A 17,081-nucleotide genomic window follows, 5' to 3' on the forward strand; every position below is an offset into this window, starting at 1 on the left:
CCGGGAGAAACAGGGGGATCGTGGTGCCCGACAACGGGATCGTTATCGTCGGCGGCGGCCTGGCGGCTGTCCGCACGGCCGAGGAATTGCGGCGCGAAGAATACGCGGGGCCGATCACGATCGTCTCCGAGGAGACTCGCCCGCCCTATGACAGGCCGCCGCTGACCAAAGAGGTGCTGCGCGGCGAGCGCGACGACACCACGCTCGAGCCCCCGGAGTTCTACGCCTCCCACGACATCACCCTGCGGCTGGGCTGCGGCGCACGCAGTGTGGACACCGCGGCGCAAACGGTGTCGCTGGCCGACGGCACCGTGCTGGGCTACGACCAACTCGTGATCGCCACCGGCCTGGTGCCGCGGCGTATCCCGAGCTTCGGCGACCTGGACGGCATCCGCGTGGTCCGGTCGTTCGAGGACAGCCTGGCGCTGCGCGAGGATGCGGCCGGCGCCAGCCGCGCGGTGGTGATCGGCGCCGGATTCATCGGCTGTGAGGCGGCGGCCAGCCTGCGCAAGCTGGGCGTGGACGTCGTGCTGGTCGAACCGCAGCCCACCCCGCTGGCCGCCGTACTCGGTGAGCAGATCGGCGAACTGGTGGCACGGCTGCACCGGGCCAACGGTGTCGATGTTCGCAGCGGCATCGGCGTCGCCGAGGTTCGCGGCGCGGGCCGCGTCGAGACCGTGGTGCTCACCGACGGCACCGAACTGACCGCCGACGTCGTGGTGCTGGGCGTGGGTTCGCGGCCGGCGACCGAGTGGCTGGACGGCTGCGGGGTTGATGTCGACAACGGCGTGGTGTGCGACGCGACCGGGCGCACGAGTGCGCCGAACGTATGGGCCGTCGGCGACGTCGCGTTCTGGCGGGGCCGCGACGGGCACCAGGTGCGCGTCGAACACTGGAGCAATGTCGTAACCCAGGTACGGGCGATGGTTCCGACCATGCTGGGCCGGGAGTCGCTGCATGACGTGGCGGTGCCGGCGTACTTCTGGAGCGACCAGTACGACGTGAAGATCCAGTGCCTGGGCGAGCCGGAGGCCACCGACACCGTGCACCTGGTCGAGGACGACGGTCACAAGTTCCTGGCCTACTACGAGCGCGACGGTGTGCTGGCCGGTGTGGTCGGAGCGGGCCGGCCCGGCAAGGTGATGGGCGCGCGGGCCAAGATCGCCGCGGGGGCTCCGATCTCCGAAGTGCTTACCTGACGCAGGTCAGTGGGGATCGGACCGCCCCACAAGCACGATCATTACCAGTCAACCGTTGAGATTGCCTCTAGGGCCGTAGCTTTCGTCGATCCACGACCCTAGGTGCAGTTTCAAACGTGCTCTGGTGCTGTCGCTGGGAGAACGCTATTCTCTGTATGGAGATTGCGAGGTGCCTGCGATGGCGGATGGACAGGCAGCACTGCTCGACAGCGTCCTTCTGGGGCGATGGCTTGACGCCCATGGTGCCCCCGACTCGCCTGGCCAGGGCGAACTCCCCCTGTTGGAATCGCTGAGCGGCGGCTCGCAGAACACCCTGTACCGCGTGCGTCGCGGCGAGGCCACGATGGTGCTGCGGATGCCGGGCGCCCGGGCTGACTCCGCCCGCATCGACGGGCTGCGGCGCGAGATCCGCCTGGTGCGGGCGCTGGCGGGGACCGACGTCCCGCACGCGCAGTTGATCGCCGCCGACGACAGCGGCGAGCTGCTCGGCGCCCCGTTCTACGTGATGGCCGAGGTGGACGGCTGGAATTCGACCGGCAACGCCTGGCCCGCGCCATTCGACACGGATCTGAGTGCTCGCCGTGGCCTGGCCTTCGAGCTGGTCGAGGGCGCCGCGCGACTTGGTCGGGTGGACTGGCGCGCGCAGGGACTCGACGGGTTCGGCCGCCCGGACGGCTTCCATGAGCGCCAGGTGGACCGCTGGCTGGCCTTTTTGGACAGCTACCGGGTGCGGGACCTGCCGGGCCTGGACGAGGCCGCTGACTGGTTGCGCCGTAACCGGCCGGCGCACTACACGCCGGGAATCATGCACGGCGACTACCAGTTCGCCAACGTGATGTATGCCCACGGCGCCCCTGCGAAACTCGTCGCGATCATCGACTGGGAGATGACGACCATCGGCGATCCGCTGCTGGACCTGGCCTGGGCGCTGCTGGGATATGACGGCGAAAACCCGCGTACTCAAGGGTATTACGCCGATCTCGCGGGGATGCCGACCCGATCGGAGTTGCTGGAGCGCTACGAGCAGGTCAGCGGCCTGTCCACCGAGAACATCGACTACTACCTGGTGCTGGCCAACTGGAAGTTGGGAATCGTGCTGGAGAAGACCTACGCCGCCTCGATCACCGGTAACCGGGTCGATCCGAAGATCGCCGCCGCGATGGGTCCGATGATCCCCCAGTTGATCAGCGCCGCAGCCGAACTCGCCCGTTCCCTACCGGCCAAGCGGGGCTGACATGGGGTATGCGGATTCGCTGTTCGACCTGACCGACCAGGTCGTGCTGGTCACCGGCGGCAGCCGCGGCCTGGGGCGCGAGATGGCGCTGGCGGCCGCCCACTGCGGCGCCGACGTGGTGATCGCCAGCCGCAAACTCGAGGCATGCCAGGCCACCGCCGCCGACATCGAGGCCGAGACGGGGCGCTCTGCTTTGCCCTATGCGGTGCACGTAGGGCGCTGGGATCAGCTCGACGGCTTGGTCGATGCGGCTTACGAGCGGTTCGGCCGGGTCGACGTACTGGTCAACAACGCCGGCATGTCTCCGGTGTATGGCAAGCAGACCGACGTCACCGAGAAGATGTTCGACGCCGTGGTGAACCTGAACCTCAAAGGCCCATTTCGGTTGTCGGCGTTGATCGGTGAACGGATGATGGCTGCCGGCCGCGGATCGATCATCAATGTCAGCACCCACGGCTCGCTGCGCCCGCACCCGTCGTTCATTCCCTACGCCGCGTCCAAGGCCGGCCTCAACGTCATGACCGAAGCGCTGGCCCAGGCGTTCGGCCCCACGGTGCGGGTCAACACCTTGATGCCTGGGCCGTTCTTGACCGACATCTCCAAGGCGTGGAACTTCGGCGAAGCCGACAACCCGTTTGGCGCCGCCGCATTGCAGCGCGCCGGGAATCCGCCGGAGATCGTCGGGGCAGCACTGTTTTTGATGTCGGACGCCTCCAGCTTCACCACCGGTTCGATCGTGCGGGCCGACGGCGGCAGTGTCTGACCTACCGTAGAAGGAGCGGAAAATGGCGTGGGACTTCTCTACTGAACCCGAGTTCGAGGCGAAGCTCGACTGGATCCGGGCGTTCGTGCGTGACGAGGTGGAGCCGCTGGAGGTGCTGTTTCCCGGCTGCGAATACCTGCCGCTGACCGACGAACGCCGCCGGATTGTTGACCCGCTCAAGGACCGGGTGCGCGAACAAGGCCTGTGGGCCCCGCATCTGGGGCCGGAGTTGGGCGGCCAGGGATTCGGGGCGGTCAAGCTGACCCTGATCAACGAGATCCTGGGCCGGTCGAGCTGGGCGCCGATCGTGTTCGGCACCCAGGCGCCCGACACCGGCAACGCCGAGATCCTGGCCCGGTTCGGCACGCCAGAGCAAAAGGACAGCTATCTGGCCGGGTTGCTGTCGGGGGAGATCTTCTCCTGCTTCTCCATGACCGAGCCGCAGGGCGGCGCCGACCCGCGGGTGTTCACCACCCGGGCCGTCCGCGACGGCTCCGGAAAAGACGCGCCGTGGGTGATCACCGGCCGAAAGTACTTCTCCTCCAACGCCTCGGTGGCCTCGTTCTTCATCGTGGTGGCCATCACCGACCCGGACGTGCCGGTGCACCGCGGAGCCTCGACGTTCTTGATCCCGGCCGGAACCCCGGGCCTGGTCATCGAAGCCACCCATCACCTGGTGGGATCGCATCCGCATGAAGCCGGCCATTCGCTGGTGCGCTACGACGGCGTGCGGGTCCCGGCCGATGCGATCCTGGGCGAGCCCGGCCAAGGCTTCCTGATCCTGCAGAGCCGGCTGGCCGGCGGGCGCCTGCATCACGCGATGCGCTCGATCGGGGTGGCCCAGCGGGCCATCGACATGATGGCCCGTCGCGCCAAAAGCCGCTTCACCCAGGGCAGTTCGTTGGCCGACAAGCAGCTGGTGCAGGCGTTCATCGCCGACTCCTACGCCGAGCTGGTTCCGTTCCGGCTGACCGTGCTACACGCGGCGTGGCTGATCGACTCCGGCGACGAGAAGGCGGCACGCGCCGAAATCGGGGTCTGCAAGATCCTGGCGTCACAGGTGCTCAAATCGATCGGGCTGCGCGCGATCCAAGTGCACGGCGCGATGGGCCTGACCGAACAGTTGCCGCTGACCAATGTGCTGTTGGGCGGGGTGGCGCTGGGGCTGGCCGATGGCCCCACCGAAGCGCACAAGGTAAACCTGGCCCGGCTGCTGCTCAAGGACTACGACGCCGAGGACCCGGAGTGGCCCAGCGAATTCCTGGACAACCGCATCGAGGCCGCGCGCGCGAAGTACGGCGACCGCCTTGACCGGATTCCAGCGGTGCCATGACCACACGTGTCGACGCCGCGGTGCACCGCGCGCTCGACGACCGTCAGCGCGAGGCCACCGCCGAGGTGGAGCGGATTCTGGCCGCGGCGGTGACGGTGCTGCAGCGCAGTGCGCCCGATCCGCCCCGGGTGTGCGACATCGTCGCCGAGGCGGGCTCGTCGAACAAGGCGTTCTACCGCTACTTCGCCGGTAAGGACGACGTGATCCTGGCCGTGATGGAGCGCGGTGTAGCGCTCGTGGTGTCCTACCTGGAGCATCAACTGGCCAAGGAGCCAACGCCGCAAGCTAAGGTCGCGTGCTGGATCCGGGGCGCCCTGGCGCAGCTTTCCGACCCGCACCTGCTGAGCCTGAGCCGCGCCGCCAGCACCCAGCTGGCGGTCAGTGCCGACCGGCCGCGCTCGGATGAGGACATCCTGGCGCCGTTGCGTGACCTGCTCACCGCACCGATCAGCGCGCTCGACGGCCAGGACCCCCGGCGGGATGCCGATCTGGTCTTTGGCGCTACCTTGTCGACCATGCGTGGCTACCTCAATGCCGGCCGGCGACCGAAGCGGGCCGATGTGGATCACCTGGTGTCGTTTTGCCTTCGCGGACTGGGGGTGGCCTGATGCGCGCGATCGTCTGCGAGCAGTACGGGCCGCCGGAAGATCTGGTGCTGCGGGAGTTGCCCGACCCTACGCCCGGACCCGGCACGCTGGTGGTCCGGGTACGGGCTGCGGCGGTCAACTTCCCCGACGTGCTGCTGATCGACGGCAAGTACCAGCTCAAGATCCCGGCACCGTTCACGCCCGGCAGCGAGCTGGCCGGTGACGTGATCGCCGCCGGCGACGGGGTGCCCTTCGCGCCCGGCGACCGGGTGGTCGGCACGTCGTTTGTGGGAGGTTTCGCCGAGCAGGCGCTGGTGCCCGCCGCGGCGGTGAGTGCCATCCCCGACGGCATCGACTACGCGGCAGCGGCCGGATTCGGAGTCACCTACCGCACGGCGTATCACGCGCTGCGCTCGGTTGCCCAAGTCGCAGAAGGCGATTGGGTGGTGGTGCTGGGCGCTGCCGGCGGTGTCGGGCTGGCCGCCGTCGACCTTGCGGTAGCGATGGGTGCGAAAGTGCTTGCCGCGGCCTCCAGCCCGGAGAAACTGGAAGTGTGCCGCCAGCGCGGTGCGGCCGCGACGGTCGACTACGACCGCGAAGACCTCAAGTCGCGGATCCGCGAGATCACCGGCGACGGCGCACAGGCCGTGCTCGACCCGGTCGGCGGTTCCTACGCCGAGCCGGCGCTGCGCAGCCTGGCCCGCGGCGGGCGCTTCATCACCTTGGGCTATGCCGCCGGATCGATCCCGGCCATCCCGCTGAACCTGGTGATGCTCAAGGGCATCACGGTGCAGGGCATGGAGATCCGGACTTTCGCCACCGATTTCCCGACGGAGAATGAGCGCGATCTGGCCGAACTGCAGCAGCTGTTCGCAGGGGGCAAGGTCAGCCCCTACATCGGTGCCCGCTTCCCGCTCGCGCAGACCGCGACCGCTTTGCGCTACGTCGCCGACCGCAAAGCGGTCGGCAAGGTCATCATCGACGTCTGACCCAGATCAGGGTGTTGTGCGTCGTCACACCGTCGTTGGTGGTCGTCACCGACAGCGTCAGCCGATCGCCGTCCACGCGTGCCTGCCGCAGCTGCGGACTCGCCAGCAGCTCCGGCAGCATCGAGACGCTGACTTCGTGATGCACAGTGGCGGTGTCCTCGTCGACCCGGAATCGGCCACCATAGGCGATGTAGGCGGGTAGCGCGGCGTCCGCACTGCCGGTCAGCTGCGCGGACATATAGCCGTCAGCGGTGTAGAGGATCAGACCGCGCGGCGCCGTGCCCAGGGGGTGTGACACCGCGCCGGTGCCGGCGTCGAGGGACTCGAACGACGACAGCTCCCAGCCGCCCAGCAGCGCCTCTCGCAGAGTGCTCATCAGGGCATGATGACGGTTCGGGTCACCGGCTCGGCGGCGGCCTGGCGGCTGCGCAGCCCGCGCTGCAGGGCGGACAGCAACGCGTCGCGGGTCTCGCGGGGATCGATGAGCTCGTCGAAGCCGAGCTGCTGGGCGGAGTGATACGACGCCTGCAGCTCGGTGTCGCGCAGCTTGGCGGCTAGATCTTGCCCGGCGTGCGTGGCCGAGCTGAGTGCGGCCGCGCTCATCGCGCCCATCGTCGCCCCGGGATAGGCGAACGTCGCCACCTGGGAGTCGAATCCCAGCAGCGACATCACCATGGAACCGAAGCCGTAGGCCTTGCGCAGCGTCAGATGCAGTTTCACGGTGGTGGCCGCGGTTTGGGCGGCGAACATCCGCGCGCCGGCTCGCAACACCCCGGCGCGCTCGGAGCGGCTACCGGGCAGCATGCCGGGGTTGTCGGCCAAGAACACGATCGGCAGGTGGAACGAATCGGCCACCATGATGAAGTGCGCCGCCTTGTCCGCGGCGTCGGTGTCGATCGAGCCGGCCAGCACCTGCGGCTGGTTGGCCACCACCGCGACCGGATGGCCGCCGAGATGGGCCAGCGCGCAGATGATCGCCCGACCGAATCGCGGCTGCACCTCGAACCAGTCGGGCCGGTCGAAGACGACGTCGAGCACCGACCGCATGTCGTAGACCCGGCGGTTGTCACGCGAGACGATGTCGAGCAGCTCGGGAGTGGGCCGCGATTGCGCGGCCGCGTCCGGCGACAGCGCCGTGGGGTAGGACCATGCGCTGGACGGGAAGTAGGACAGATACCGGCGGATGTCGTCGAGCACCGTCTCGTCGTCGGCGCCGAAGTTGTGCACCACGCCGCTGTTCAGTGCGACCTCGGGACCGCCCAGGTCCTCCTTGGTGATGTCTTCGCCGGTGGACTCTTTGACCACCGGCGGGCCGGCGGTGAAGATCGCACCGTGCGGGCTCATGATCCGGAAGTCGCAGACCGGACCGACCAGGGCGCCGTGTCCGGCCGAAGGGCCCATTACCGCGGCGACGGTCGGCACCTTGCCCGAGCATTGCGCCTGGGCCAGCAGGTCGGTCGGGGTGCGCCCATAGTGCTCACCGGTGGGCCGGAATCCGGCGCCCTCCAACAGCATTACCAGCGGGATCTTGTCGCGCAGCGCCAGTTCGGCGATCCGGTAGCGTTTGGCGTTGCCGCCGGGACCGATGCTGCCCGCCAGCGTGGTGAAATCCTCGGCGCCCACCATCACCGGCGAGCCGTTGATCAGCCCCGAGCCGACCACGATGCCGTCGGCGGCGATCTGCCCGCCGACCATGGTGCCCAGCTCGCGGAAGCTACCCGGGTCCAGCAGGTGCCCGATTCTGGCGCGGGCGTCGAGCTTGCCTTTGCCGTGGTGTTTGGCCACCCGCTCGGGACCGCCCATGGCCCAGGTGTGCTGGCGCCGCCGGTCGAGGTCCTCCAGGGTCTCCTGCCAGCCGTTCGTCATCTGCGGCGCCTCATTTCGTTGACCATACTGAAATTCTTACTGTAGCGTCTCCCGGCGTGGGCGGAATTGGCCGCCCGGACGGGCATTGACTATGAGTTCCCTTGCGCCGGAGTGCGACCGATGACTTCCCCACGGCAGATACCGCGCCATCCGCACGACGTGACCAGCCAGTGGCTGTCGGCCGTGTTGAGCGCCCGAGGCGGACCGGTCGAGGTGGCTTCGGTCGACGTCACCCCGGTCGGCACCGGCCAGACCGGAGCCACCTATCGGGTGGCGGCCCGCTACACCGACAACCCGGGCGACCTGCCGGCCAGCTTCGTGATCAAGCTGCCGGCCGGCGACGACGCCGTGCGTGATCGCGTGGTCCTGGGCTATCGCAGTGAGTGCGCTTTCTACAGTGAGGTGGCCGACGGCGTCAAGATTCCGATACCGCAGTGCTTCCACTGTGAAATCACCGATGACGCAACCGAGTACGCCCTGCTGCTCTCCGATCGAGCGCCGGCGGTACAGGGCGATCAGCTCGCCGGTTGTGGTGAACGCCAGGCTCGGCTGGCGGTGACCGCCCTGGCCGGGTTGCATGCACCCACCTGGTGCGACCAGCGCTGGCTGACCTTCCCGGGGCTGGCCATGACCCAGCTGGACGAGGCCGGCGCCAAGGGCATGGGTGACATCGCCCGGATGTGCGCCGAGACATGCGTGCAGCGGCTCGGCGCCCAGCTCGGCGACGCCGATTGCGCGACATTGACCGCGGCGCTGGACCTGATCACCCCGTGGGTGTCGGCGCCGCTGGGCCGGTTCGCGTTGATCCATGGCGACTATCGGCTGGACAACATGCTGTTCAGTCCCGACGGGGAGCAGGTCTGGGTGGTCGATTGGCAGACGCTGGGTGTGGGGCTGCCGACGCGCGATCTGGCGTTCTTCACCGGTACCAGCTTGGCGCCCGAGCTGCGCAAAGAGATCGAAGCCGACCTGGTCACCGACTATCACAGCGCGCTACTGAGCCACGGCGTCAGCGACTACGACCGGGAAACCTGTTGGCAGGACTACCGGTTCGGCGCGCTGCAGGTGCCGCTGATCTGCGCGCTCGGGCTGGTGTTCGCGACCGATACCGATCGTGGCGACGACATGTTCGTCACGATGCTGCAGCGCGGATGTCAGGCGATCCGCGATCTGGGCACTCTGGAGCTGGTGGGCGAGCTGGCCGGCTGAGCCCGATGGTCCACGCCCAAGAAGGAGAGGTCGGGGTCTGATGGATTCTCACGTACAGGGGCGGGCCTCGTCGGGCCCGCCCGACGGTGATTGGCTGGGAACGCCGTACCTGACGTTTCGGCGGGAGGGCCCGATCGCGGTCTGCACCCTGGATCGCCCCGAGGCCCGCAACGCGATGACGCCGGCCATGTACTTCGGCCTGCGCTACGCGGTGGGCCGAGTCAATCAGGATCCGGAGCTGGCCGGGCTGTTGATCACCGGGACCGCAGACGTATTCGCCCCCGGCGGAGACATGGGCGGCGGGGGAGCGGACGACTGGCTCACATTCGGGGCCGCGCTGGGTATGGACATCACCCCGTTCGACACCCTGCGTAGCTCGGTCAAACCGGTGGTCTCCGCGGTCAACGGACTGTGCCAGGGCGGCGGGCTGCAGATCGCGCTCTGCAGTGATGTGGCCGTGGTCAGCGACCGGGCCACCTTCCGGGTGCCCGAGCTGTTCCGCGGCATCGCCGACACCTATTACAGCCAGATGCTGGCGCGGGTGATCGGGCCGGTCCGAACCCGCGATCTGATGTTCACCGGCCGCACCTTCGGCGCGCAGGAAGCTCTCGACTGGGGCATGGTGGCACGTGTGGTTCCGCACGAGGAACTGGCGGACACCGCCCGTGACGTGCTGGCACAGTGCTGCCGCACCGCGCCGGCCGCGCGCGCCGTGGTCAAGTCCAGCCTGGACTCCTACCTCGGCCTGTTCGACCGGATCGGGATGAACACCAGCCTGGGTGCGCCGGAGGCCGTCGAAGGGTTCCGCGCTTTCAAAGAGCGCAGGTCACCGGCGTGGGTGCACCCCGATCTACGGGTCGACGGCCGGCTATAGATGATTCATTTGCTCCAAACGAGAATGAGTGTGCATAAAAACTAGAATCGAGTATCGCAGAATCCACGAATCGGATAGGATTCACGCGCACTGTCTCGGGAGGAGCCTGTCGATATGGGGATGAAGGACCTGATCCGCTGGTCCCCGGAATCGGCGATGGTTCGCCTGGCGGGGCCGATGGAGGCGGTCGGCGGGCTCTTCACCATGTCGGTGGACGCCGTCAGGTTCTTGTTCAAGCGCCCGTTCCAGGCCCGGGAATTCATCGAACAGTCCTGGTTCGTCGCGCGCGTCTCGCTCGCGCCCACGTTGCTGGTGGCCATCCCCTTCACCGTCTTGGTCAGCTTCATCCTCAACATCTTGTTGCGCGAGCTCGGTGCGGCCGACCTGTCCGGTGCCGGTGCGGCGTTCGGCGCGGTCACCCAGGTCGGGCCGATGGTGACGGTGTTGATCGTGGCGGGGGCCGGGGCCACCGCGATGTGTGCCGACCTGGGGTCGCGCACCATTCGCGAAGAGATCGACGCCATGGAGGTCTTGGGCATCAACCCGGTGCAGCGGCTGGTGACACCGCGGATGCTCGCCGCCGGCTTGGTGGCGTTGCTGCTCAACAGCCTCGTGGTGATCATCGGCATTCTCGGCGGCTACGTGTTCTCGGTGTTCGTACAAGACGTCAACCCGGGCGCGTTCGCGGCCGGCATCACCCTGCTGACCGGGGTGCCCGAGCTGGTCATCTCCTGCGTCAAGGCAGCGCTGTTCGGGCTGATCGCCGGAATGGTCGCCTGCTACCGCGGCCTGACGATCTCCGGCGGCGGCGCCAAGGCCGTCGGCAACGCGGTGAACGAAACGGTGGTGTACGCCTTCATGTCGCTGTTCGTGGTCAACGTGGTGGTCACCGCGATCGGCATCAAGATGACGGCGCGCTGAGCCGTGGCACTTCGTGCTCTGTCCGCCGTCTACCCCGGTGTCACCCGGCAGCTCCGGCGACCGATCGCCGCGATGGGGCGCATCGGCGACCACACCCTGTTCTACGGCAAGGCGATCGCCACCACACCGTTCGCGTTCGCGCACTACCGCCGCGAGGTCATCCGGCTGATCGCCGAGATCAGCATGGGCACCGGCACGCTGGCGATGATCGGCGGCACCGTGGTGATCGTCGGCTTCCTGACCCTGGCGGCAGGCGGCACGCTGGCGGTGCAGGGCTACAGCTCGCTGGGCAACATCGGCATCGAGGCCCTGACCGGCTTCCTGGCGGCATTCATCAACGTGCGCATCTCGGCCCCGGTGGTCGCCGGGATCGGCCTGGCCGCCACCTTCGGCGCCGGTGTCACCGCGCAGTTGGGCGCCATGCGGATCAACGAGGAGATCGACGCGCTGGAATCGATGGCCATCCGCCCGATCGCCTACCTGGTCAGCACCCGCATCGTCGCCGGGCTGGTGGCGATCGTTCCGCTGTATGCCATCGCGGTGATCCTGTCGTTCGTGGCCAGTCGCTTCACCACGGTGTTCTTGTTCGGGCAGTCGGCCGGCCTCTACGACCACTATTTCCGCACGTTCCTCAACCCCATCGACCTGTTGTGGTCGTTCCTGCAGGCCTTCTTGATGGCGATCACCATCTTGTTGATCCATACCTATTTCGGCTACTTCGCCGCCGGCGGTCCGGCCGGGGTCGGCGTCGCGGTGGGCAACGCGGTGCGCACCTCGCTGATCGTCGTCGTCTCGGTGACGCTGTTGGTCTCGCTGTCGGTCTACGGGGCCAGCGGCAACTTCAATCTGGCCGGGTAGCTGTCGGCATTTCCGCACGTCGCAGTAGTGGTATTGGCATTCTCCTTTTTTGCAAGTACCGTATCCATCGATGAGCGACCCAGTGCAGACCTCCTCAGGGATCCCGCTGAAACCGGTGTACGGGCCGGGCGACCGGCGCGGAGAGCCGCCGGCGCCGGGGACGTATCCCTTCACCCGCGGAAATTTCGAGTCCGGCTACCGCGGACGGTTGTGGACCTTCCGGCAGTACTCCGGCTTCGGCACCGCCGAGGAATCCAATCGGCGCTACCAATACCTGCTGAGTCAGGGCGGCACTGGACTGTCGGTGGCGCTGGACCTGCCGACGCAGTGCGGCTACGACTCTGACGACCCCGAGGTCGGCGAAGAGGTGGGCCGGGTCGGCGTGGCGGTGGACACCCTGGCCGACGCCGAGATCCTGTTCGACTCCATCCCGCTGGACAAGATCAGCACCAGCTTCACCATCAACGGCACCGCCGCCATCCTGCTGGCGTTCTACGTGGCGGCCGCCGAGCGTTCCGGGGTGCCGCGGGCCAAGCTCACCGGCACCATCCAGAACGACATCCTCAAGGAGTACGCCTCCCGCGGCACCTGGATCTGGCCGCCCGAACCGTCGCTGCGGCTGATCGCCGACACCATCGAGTTCTGCGCCGCCGAAGTGCCGCGGTTCAACGCGATCTCGGTGGCCGGAGCGCACTTTCGCGACGCGGGCGCCAACGCGGTGCAGGAGATGGCCTTCACCCTCGCTGACGGTGTCACCTACTGCGACACCGTGGTGGAGCGCGGCCGGATGAGCATCGAGCAGTTCGCCCCGCAGGTTTCGTTCTTCTTCTACACCCACGGCGACTTCTTCGAAGAGGTCGCCAAGTACCGGGCCGGCCGGCGGCGGTGGGCCACGATCGTGCGGGAACGCTACGGCGCCTCCAGCGACAAGGCGTCGATGTTCCGGTTCGGCTGCGTGGCCGGCGGTGCGTCACTGTTCGCCCCGCAGGCCCAGAACAACCTGGTTCGGGTGGCCTACGAGTCGATGGCCGCCGTGCTCGGCGGAGTCCAATCGATGTTCACCGCCGCCTGGGATGAGCCGTTCGCGCTGCCGAGCGAGGAGTCCGCGACGCTGGCGCTGCGCACCCAACAGATCCTGGCCTATGAGACCGGCGTGACCCGGGTGGCCGATCCGCTCGGCGGCTCCTACTTCGTCGAGGCGCTCACTGACGCCACCGAAGAACGCATCATCGAGATCATGGCCGACCTGGAGAACCACGGCGGCATGGTCCGGGCCATCGAAGACGGCTACCTGCAGGGCCTGATCGCGGACGAGGCGTTCAAGATCCACCACGAGATCGAGTCGGGCAGTAGGCCGGTCGTGGGCGTCAACAAGTTCACCAGCGACGAGCCGGCACCGGAGATCGCCACCTACGAACTGGACGCCGAAGGCCGTGACGTCCAGCTCAAGCGGCTGGCGCGGGTCAAGGCCGACCGCAACGCCGACGACGTCGCCGCCACCCTCGCGGCGCTGTCGCGCGCCGCCGAGGGCGACGTCAACCTCATGCATCCCCTGATCGACTGCGCCAACGCCTACTGCACGGTGGGTGAGATGGTTTCGGCGCTGAAGAACGTCTGGGGCGAGTTCCAGCAACCGGTGGTGTATTGATGACTTCTCCGCACTCTCCCTCCGCAGCCGTCCCGGCCCGGGTCTTGGTCGCCAAACCCGGTCTCGACGGCCATGATCGCGGGGCCAAGATCGTCGCCCGGACCCTGCGCGATGCCGGCTTCGAGGTCATCTACACCGGCATTCGGCAACGCGTCGAGGACATCGTCGCCACCGCCCTGCAGGAGGACGTGGCGGTGGTGGGGCTGAGCATCCTGTCCGGCGCGCACGTCGCCTTGACCGGTCGCATCGTCGAAGCGCTGCGCGCCGCGGACGGCGGGGACATCGCTGTCGTGGTCGGCGGCACCATCCCGCAGGGCGACGTACCCAAACTGTTGGAAGCCGGTGCCGCGGCGGTGTTTCCCACCGGAACGTCTCTGGATGATCTGGTGACCGGGGTGCGCGACGTGGTTTCGAAGGCGGAGGCGCGCTAGCTATGCGACTTGGGGTGATGATCGGCGCCGAACGCGGCGATATGGCGCGCAAGGTCGCCAAGCTGATCTCCGACATCGAGTGGGCCGATTCGGCGGGGCTGTCCACCGCGTGGATGCCGCAGGTGCCCGACGATTTCGATCTGCTGACCATGGTGGCGCTGATGGCATCGCACAGCACCCGCATCGAACTCGGCACCGCCGTGGTGCCTCTGCAGGCTCAGCACCCCATCGCCCTTGCCCGCCAAGCGCTTTCGGTGCATGCCATGTCCGGCGGCCGGCTGGCTCTGGGTGTTGGGCCGTCGCACCACTGGATCATCCGGGACATGCTCGGCCTGCCCTATGACAAGCCGGCCGCCTACACCAGGGACTACCTGCAGGTGCTGAATGCGGCCATCGCCGGCCCGGGACCGGTGGACGTCGAGAACGACCACTTCACCGTGCACAGCCCGACCGCGCTCGGTGCCGACACCAAGATGCCGGTGCTGGTGGCCGCGCTGGGCCCGGTGATGTTGCAGATCGCCGGCGAGCACGCCGACGGCACGTCGCTGTGGATGGCCGACGAGAAGGCGATCGCCGAGCACATCGCCCCCAAGATCAACAAGGCCGCGGCCGATGCGGGCAAACCGCAACCACGCATTGTCGCCGGCATCCCGGTCACCCTGTGTGCCAACTCCGAGATCGAGGCCGCCAAGGATCGTGCCAACCGCATCCTGGCCGAAGCCGAGACCTCGCCCAACTATCAGCGGCTGCTGGACCGCGGTTCGGCCCGCAATGTCGGCGACCTGTGCGCGGCCGGCGATGAGGAATCGATCCTCAAGCGGTTCAAGCAGTTCGCCGACGCCGGGGTGACCGATCTGTCGGTGCGGCTGCTGCCGATCGGCGACACCCGTGATGAGCTGATCGCCTCCAAGTACCGCACCCGCGAGGTGATCGCCGAACTCGCCAAGGCGGTCTAGGTGAGCGGACCGCTCGCGGGGATCCGCATCCTCGAAGTGGGGGTGATGCTGGCCGGCCCGTACGCCACCATGCTGCTGGCCGACCTCGGCGCCGAGGTCATCAAGATCGAACCGCCGGGCGGGGAGATCTCCCGCCAGGTCGGCCCGAGCTACTTCGCCAGCCTCAACCGCAACAAGACCAGCGTCCAGCTGGATCTGGCATCCGAGGCCGGACAGGCGCGGCTGGGGGAGCTCGTTGCCGAATCCCATGCGCTGCTGGTGAATATGAAACCGTCGGTGATCAAGCGACTAGGACTGACCTACGAGGCGCTGTCGCACTTCAATCCGAAGATCGTCTGCGTTGCGCTGACCGGGTTCGGCCTGGATGGCGGTGACGAGCCGGCCTTCGACTACGTGATCCAGGCCGCCACCGGGATCGCGGCGATGACCGGCGACCCGGATGCGCCGCCGACCCTGCCGGGCTACTCCTCGGCCGACAACTCCACCGGGCTCACGGCGGCACTGGGACTGCTGGCGCAGATCGTCAGCGGCCGCGGCGGGCAGGTGGAGGTGTCGCTGCTGGATGTGATGCTGTCGCAACTGAACTACCGCGCGTCGGCCTATCTCAACGACGGCGTCGAACCCCAGCGTCACCCGCACGGAGCGCACTCGTATTACGTACCCGCACAACTTTTCCCGACCGCTCAGGGGTATCTGGCGTTGTTCGTCACCCATGACGGGTTCTGGAAGTCGTTCGCCACGGAAGCTGGTTTAGGGGCCGGCATCGACGGTTTCACCACGATGGCCGAACGTGCGGCCCGCCGTGACGAGGTGCTGGCGGTGGTTACCGCCGCGCTTGCCGGCGACACCGCGGCGGGCTGGGAGGCGCGGTTGCGCCCGCTGGGCATCCCGGCGGCGGCGGTGCGCACGCTGCCCGAGGCGTTGAAGGAACATCCCGAAATGGTCGTCACCGCAGGCGATTTCCGGCTGATTGGCAGCCCGATCCGGGTCGCCGGGTACGAACCGTCCTACCGGCCGCCGCCGGCTTTGGGCGATTAGCGCTCCGGCGCCGGCTCAGATCGTGACGATCGATGCCGACGCCGTGCCCGGTGCGCCGTAGACCTGCGCGAATCCCACCTTCGGGCCCCCGGGCACCTGCCGGTCACCGGCCTGGCCGCGCAGCTGTAGCACCAACTCGTGCAGCTGTCGCAGTCCCGAGGCGCCGATCGGTTCGCCGTTGGCGATCAGCCCGCCGTCGGTGTTGACCGGCAGTGACCCGCTGATCTCGGTCGCGCCGTCGGCGAGCAGCTTCTCCTGGTCGCCGTCGGCGCAGAAGCCGCACTCGGCCATGTGGATGATCTCGGCGCCGGCGTCGGTGTCCTGCAACTGGACCACGTCGACGTCTTCTGGTGTCACGCCGGCCTTTTCGAAGGCAGCCCGGGCGGCGTAGACCGTCGGTGACACGTCCTCGGTGATCGGAGCCGACGTCGCGTGTACCTCGTAGGCGCCGTAGGTGCGGGTGCGGATCTCGGTGGCCTGCAGGTAGACCGGCTTACCGCTGAAACGGTGTGCGATGTCGGCGCGACACATGACCACTGCGGCCGCACCCTCATCCGGTGCGCAGAACATGAACTGAGTGAGCGGGTAATTCAGCACCGTCGAGTCGAGGATGGCGTCCTCGGACATCGGCTTGCGCCGAAATGCGTTGGGGTTCAATGCGCCGTTGCGGAAGTTCTTGGCGGCGACCTTGGCGAGCGTGCGCTGGGAGATGCCGTGGTCGTGCAGGTAGCGGTTGGCTTTCATGCCGAAGAACTTGGTGGTGACGAACTGACCGTTCTCGGCGTACCAGGCCGGCAGGGCCAGCTTGGCCGGGTCGTCGGTGAACGCGCCGCGGGGGTGCTTGTCCATGCCGATCGCGATGCCGATGTCGTATTTGCCGGACCGGATGTTGTCGGCGCAGACCTGGGTGGCGGTGGCCGCGGTGGCGCAAGCGTTGAACACGTTGGTGAACGGGATGCCGGTCAGGCCGACCAGCCGTGTGACCGCATCGGGATTGGAGATCTCGTAGCTGCCGCCCACACCGAACTGGATGTCCTTCCACTGCGCCCCGGCATCGGCCAGGGCCAGGTGGATCGCCTCGGCGCCCATCTGCATCGCTGACTTGTCGAAGCGGCCGAAGGGGTGCAGGCCGACCCCGATGATCGCCACATCGTTGTTCGCTACCGTCATTGTCC

General features: G+C 67.8%; 17 protein-coding genes. 14 read left to right on the forward strand and 3 right to left on the reverse strand.

All coding sequences use genetic code 11. The annotated features are described in order from the left end of the window. Nucleotides 1–20 precede the first annotated feature (20 nt). The 6 genes from MJO54_RS03920 (at nt 21) to MJO54_RS03945 (ending at nt 6,105) form a co-directional block, all read left to right on the forward strand. On the forward strand, nt 21–1,199 hold the full coding sequence (locus MJO54_RS03920; protein WP_165604568.1) for an NAD(P)/FAD-dependent oxidoreductase: 1,179 nt from the start codon (nt 21–23) through the stop codon (nt 1,197–1,199). Nucleotides 1,200–1,377: 178 nt separating this feature from the next. After that, nucleotides 1,378–2,433: a phosphotransferase family protein gene (locus MJO54_RS03925; RefSeq protein ID WP_046282667.1), complete on the forward strand. Its 1,056-nt coding sequence runs from the start codon at nt 1,378–1,380 to the stop codon at nt 2,431–2,433. Between the two features lies 1 nt (nt 2,434). Next, nucleotides 2,435–3,196 carry an SDR family NAD(P)-dependent oxidoreductase gene (locus MJO54_RS03930; protein WP_046282634.1) on the forward strand — a complete coding sequence of 254 codons (762 nt, stop codon included), beginning with the start codon at nt 2,435–2,437 and terminating at the stop codon, nt 3,194–3,196. A gap of 22 nt (nt 3,197–3,218) precedes the next feature. Continuing rightward, nucleotides 3,219–4,529, forward strand: a complete 1,311-nt coding sequence (locus MJO54_RS03935; protein WP_046282633.1) for an acyl-CoA dehydrogenase family protein — start codon at nt 3,219–3,221, stop codon at nt 4,527–4,529. Beyond that, the gene (locus MJO54_RS03940; protein WP_105294830.1) at nt 4,526–5,137 is read left to right on the forward strand and encodes a TetR/AcrR family transcriptional regulator; all 612 of its coding nucleotides are present in this window, start codon (nt 4,526–4,528) and stop codon (nt 5,135–5,137) included. The genes MJO54_RS03935 and MJO54_RS03940 overlap by 4 nt, the downstream gene beginning before the upstream one ends. Beyond that, the gene (locus tag MJO54_RS03945) at nt 5,137–6,105 is read left to right on the forward strand and encodes an NADPH:quinone oxidoreductase family protein (RefSeq protein ID WP_105294829.1); all 969 of its coding nucleotides are present in this window, start codon (nt 5,137–5,139) and stop codon (nt 6,103–6,105) included. The genes MJO54_RS03940 and MJO54_RS03945 overlap by 1 nt, the downstream gene beginning before the upstream one ends. On the opposite strand, the gene MJO54_RS03950 is transcribed toward MJO54_RS03945, so the two are convergent. Then, nucleotides 6,092–6,481, reverse strand: a complete 390-nt coding sequence (locus tag MJO54_RS03950; RefSeq protein WP_105294828.1) for a lipocalin-like domain-containing protein — start codon at nt 6,479–6,481, stop codon at nt 6,092–6,094. The two genes, MJO54_RS03945 and MJO54_RS03950, sit on opposite strands and share 14 nt — an antisense overlap. Further along, nucleotides 6,481–7,971, reverse strand: coding sequence for an acyl-CoA carboxylase subunit beta (locus tag MJO54_RS03955; protein ID WP_105294827.1), 1,491 nt, complete (start codon nt 7,969–7,971; stop codon nt 6,481–6,483). The genes MJO54_RS03950 and MJO54_RS03955 overlap by 1 nt, the downstream gene beginning before the upstream one ends. Before the next feature lie 120 nt (nt 7,972–8,091). Here MJO54_RS03955 and MJO54_RS03960 point away from each other — a divergent pair, with 120 nt between their 5' ends. The 8 genes from MJO54_RS03960 to MJO54_RS03995 all read left to right on the forward strand — a co-directional run bounded on the left by MJO54_RS03960 (nt 8,092) and on the right by MJO54_RS03995 (nt 15,906). Further along, a complete protein-coding gene (locus tag MJO54_RS03960) occupies nt 8,092–9,180 on the forward strand; it encodes a phosphotransferase family protein (protein ID WP_105294826.1) in 1,089 nt (362 codons plus the stop codon). A 40-nt stretch (nt 9,181–9,220) separates the two neighbouring features. Next, the gene (locus MJO54_RS03965; protein WP_105294825.1) at nt 9,221–10,054 is read left to right on the forward strand and encodes an enoyl-CoA hydratase/isomerase family protein; all 834 of its coding nucleotides are present in this window, start codon (nt 9,221–9,223) and stop codon (nt 10,052–10,054) included. A gap of 120 nt (nt 10,055–10,174) precedes the next feature. Next, a complete protein-coding gene (locus MJO54_RS03970) occupies nt 10,175–10,975 on the forward strand; it encodes an MlaE family ABC transporter permease (protein ID WP_105294824.1) in 801 nt (266 codons plus the stop codon). A 72-nt stretch (nt 10,976–11,047) separates the two neighbouring features. Next, entirely contained in the window at nt 11,048–11,833 is a 786-nt protein-coding gene (locus tag MJO54_RS03975) for an ABC transporter permease (RefSeq protein WP_174549759.1), read from the forward strand. A 70-nt stretch (nt 11,834–11,903) separates the two neighbouring features. After that, the gene (locus tag MJO54_RS03980; RefSeq protein WP_046282624.1) at nt 11,904–13,481 is read left to right on the forward strand and encodes a methylmalonyl-CoA mutase family protein; all 1,578 of its coding nucleotides are present in this window, start codon (nt 11,904–11,906) and stop codon (nt 13,479–13,481) included. Next, nucleotides 13,481–13,912, forward strand: a complete 432-nt coding sequence (locus MJO54_RS03985) for a cobalamin B12-binding domain-containing protein (RefSeq protein WP_046282623.1) — start codon at nt 13,481–13,483, stop codon at nt 13,910–13,912. The genes MJO54_RS03980 and MJO54_RS03985 overlap by 1 nt, the downstream gene beginning before the upstream one ends. 2 nt (nt 13,913–13,914) lie before the next feature. Then, nucleotides 13,915–14,868, forward strand: a complete 954-nt coding sequence (locus MJO54_RS03990) for an LLM class F420-dependent oxidoreductase (RefSeq protein ID WP_240175682.1) — start codon at nt 13,915–13,917, stop codon at nt 14,866–14,868. Beyond that, entirely contained in the window at nt 14,869–15,906 is a 1,038-nt protein-coding gene (locus MJO54_RS03995) for a CaiB/BaiF CoA transferase family protein (RefSeq protein WP_259602792.1), read from the forward strand. Nucleotides 15,907–15,921: 15 nt separating this feature from the next. Here the strand turns inward: MJO54_RS03995 and MJO54_RS04000 are convergent, their stop codons facing one another. Continuing rightward, the gene (locus MJO54_RS04000; protein WP_105294819.1) at nt 15,922–17,076 is read right to left on the reverse strand and encodes a thiolase family protein; all 1,155 of its coding nucleotides are present in this window, start codon (nt 17,074–17,076) and stop codon (nt 15,922–15,924) included. Nucleotides 17,077–17,081 lie beyond the last annotated feature (5 nt).

It is taken from the genome of Mycolicibacter virginiensis (assembly GCF_022374935.2).
GTDB classification, from domain to species: Bacteria; Actinomycetota; Actinomycetes; order Mycobacteriales; family Mycobacteriaceae; genus Mycobacterium; species Mycobacterium virginiense.

Excerpts from the sequence above, each read along its gene's own strand:
- MJO54_RS03925 (WP_046282667.1), top strand. The coding sequence starts at position 1,378 with ATGGCGGATGGACAGGCAGCACTGCTCGACAGCGTCCTTCTGGGGCGA.
- MJO54_RS03930 (WP_046282634.1), top strand. The coding sequence starts at position 2,435 with ATGGGGTATGCGGATTCGCTGTTCGACCTGACCGACCAGGTCGTGCTG.
- MJO54_RS03935 (WP_046282633.1), top strand. The coding sequence starts at position 3,219 with ATGGCGTGGGACTTCTCTACTGAACCCGAGTTCGAGGCGAAGCTCGAC.
- MJO54_RS03940 (WP_105294830.1), top strand. The coding sequence starts at position 4,526 with ATGACCACACGTGTCGACGCCGCGGTGCACCGCGCGCTCGACGACCGT.
- MJO54_RS03945 (WP_105294829.1), top strand. The coding sequence starts at position 5,137 with ATGCGCGCGATCGTCTGCGAGCAGTACGGGCCGCCGGAAGATCTGGTG.
- MJO54_RS03950 (WP_105294828.1), bottom strand. The coding sequence starts at position 6,481 with ATGAGCACTCTGCGAGAGGCGCTGCTGGGCGGCTGGGAGCTGTCGTCG.
- MJO54_RS03955 (WP_105294827.1), bottom strand. The coding sequence starts at position 7,971 with ATGACGAACGGCTGGCAGGAGACCCTGGAGGACCTCGACCGGCGGCGC.
- MJO54_RS03960 (WP_105294826.1), top strand. The coding sequence starts at position 8,092 with ATGACTTCCCCACGGCAGATACCGCGCCATCCGCACGACGTGACCAGC.
- MJO54_RS03965 (WP_105294825.1), top strand. The coding sequence starts at position 9,221 with ATGGATTCTCACGTACAGGGGCGGGCCTCGTCGGGCCCGCCCGACGGT.
- MJO54_RS03970 (WP_105294824.1), top strand. The coding sequence starts at position 10,175 with ATGAAGGACCTGATCCGCTGGTCCCCGGAATCGGCGATGGTTCGCCTG.
- MJO54_RS03975 (WP_174549759.1), top strand. The coding sequence starts at position 11,048 with ATGGGGCGCATCGGCGACCACACCCTGTTCTACGGCAAGGCGATCGCC.
- MJO54_RS03980 (WP_046282624.1), top strand. The coding sequence starts at position 11,904 with ATGAGCGACCCAGTGCAGACCTCCTCAGGGATCCCGCTGAAACCGGTG.
- MJO54_RS03985 (WP_046282623.1), top strand. The coding sequence starts at position 13,481 with ATGACTTCTCCGCACTCTCCCTCCGCAGCCGTCCCGGCCCGGGTCTTG.
- MJO54_RS03990 (WP_240175682.1), top strand. The coding sequence starts at position 13,915 with ATGCGACTTGGGGTGATGATCGGCGCCGAACGCGGCGATATGGCGCGC.
- MJO54_RS04000 (WP_105294819.1), bottom strand. The coding sequence starts at position 17,076 with ATGACGGTAGCGAACAACGATGTGGCGATCATCGGGGTCGGCCTGCAC.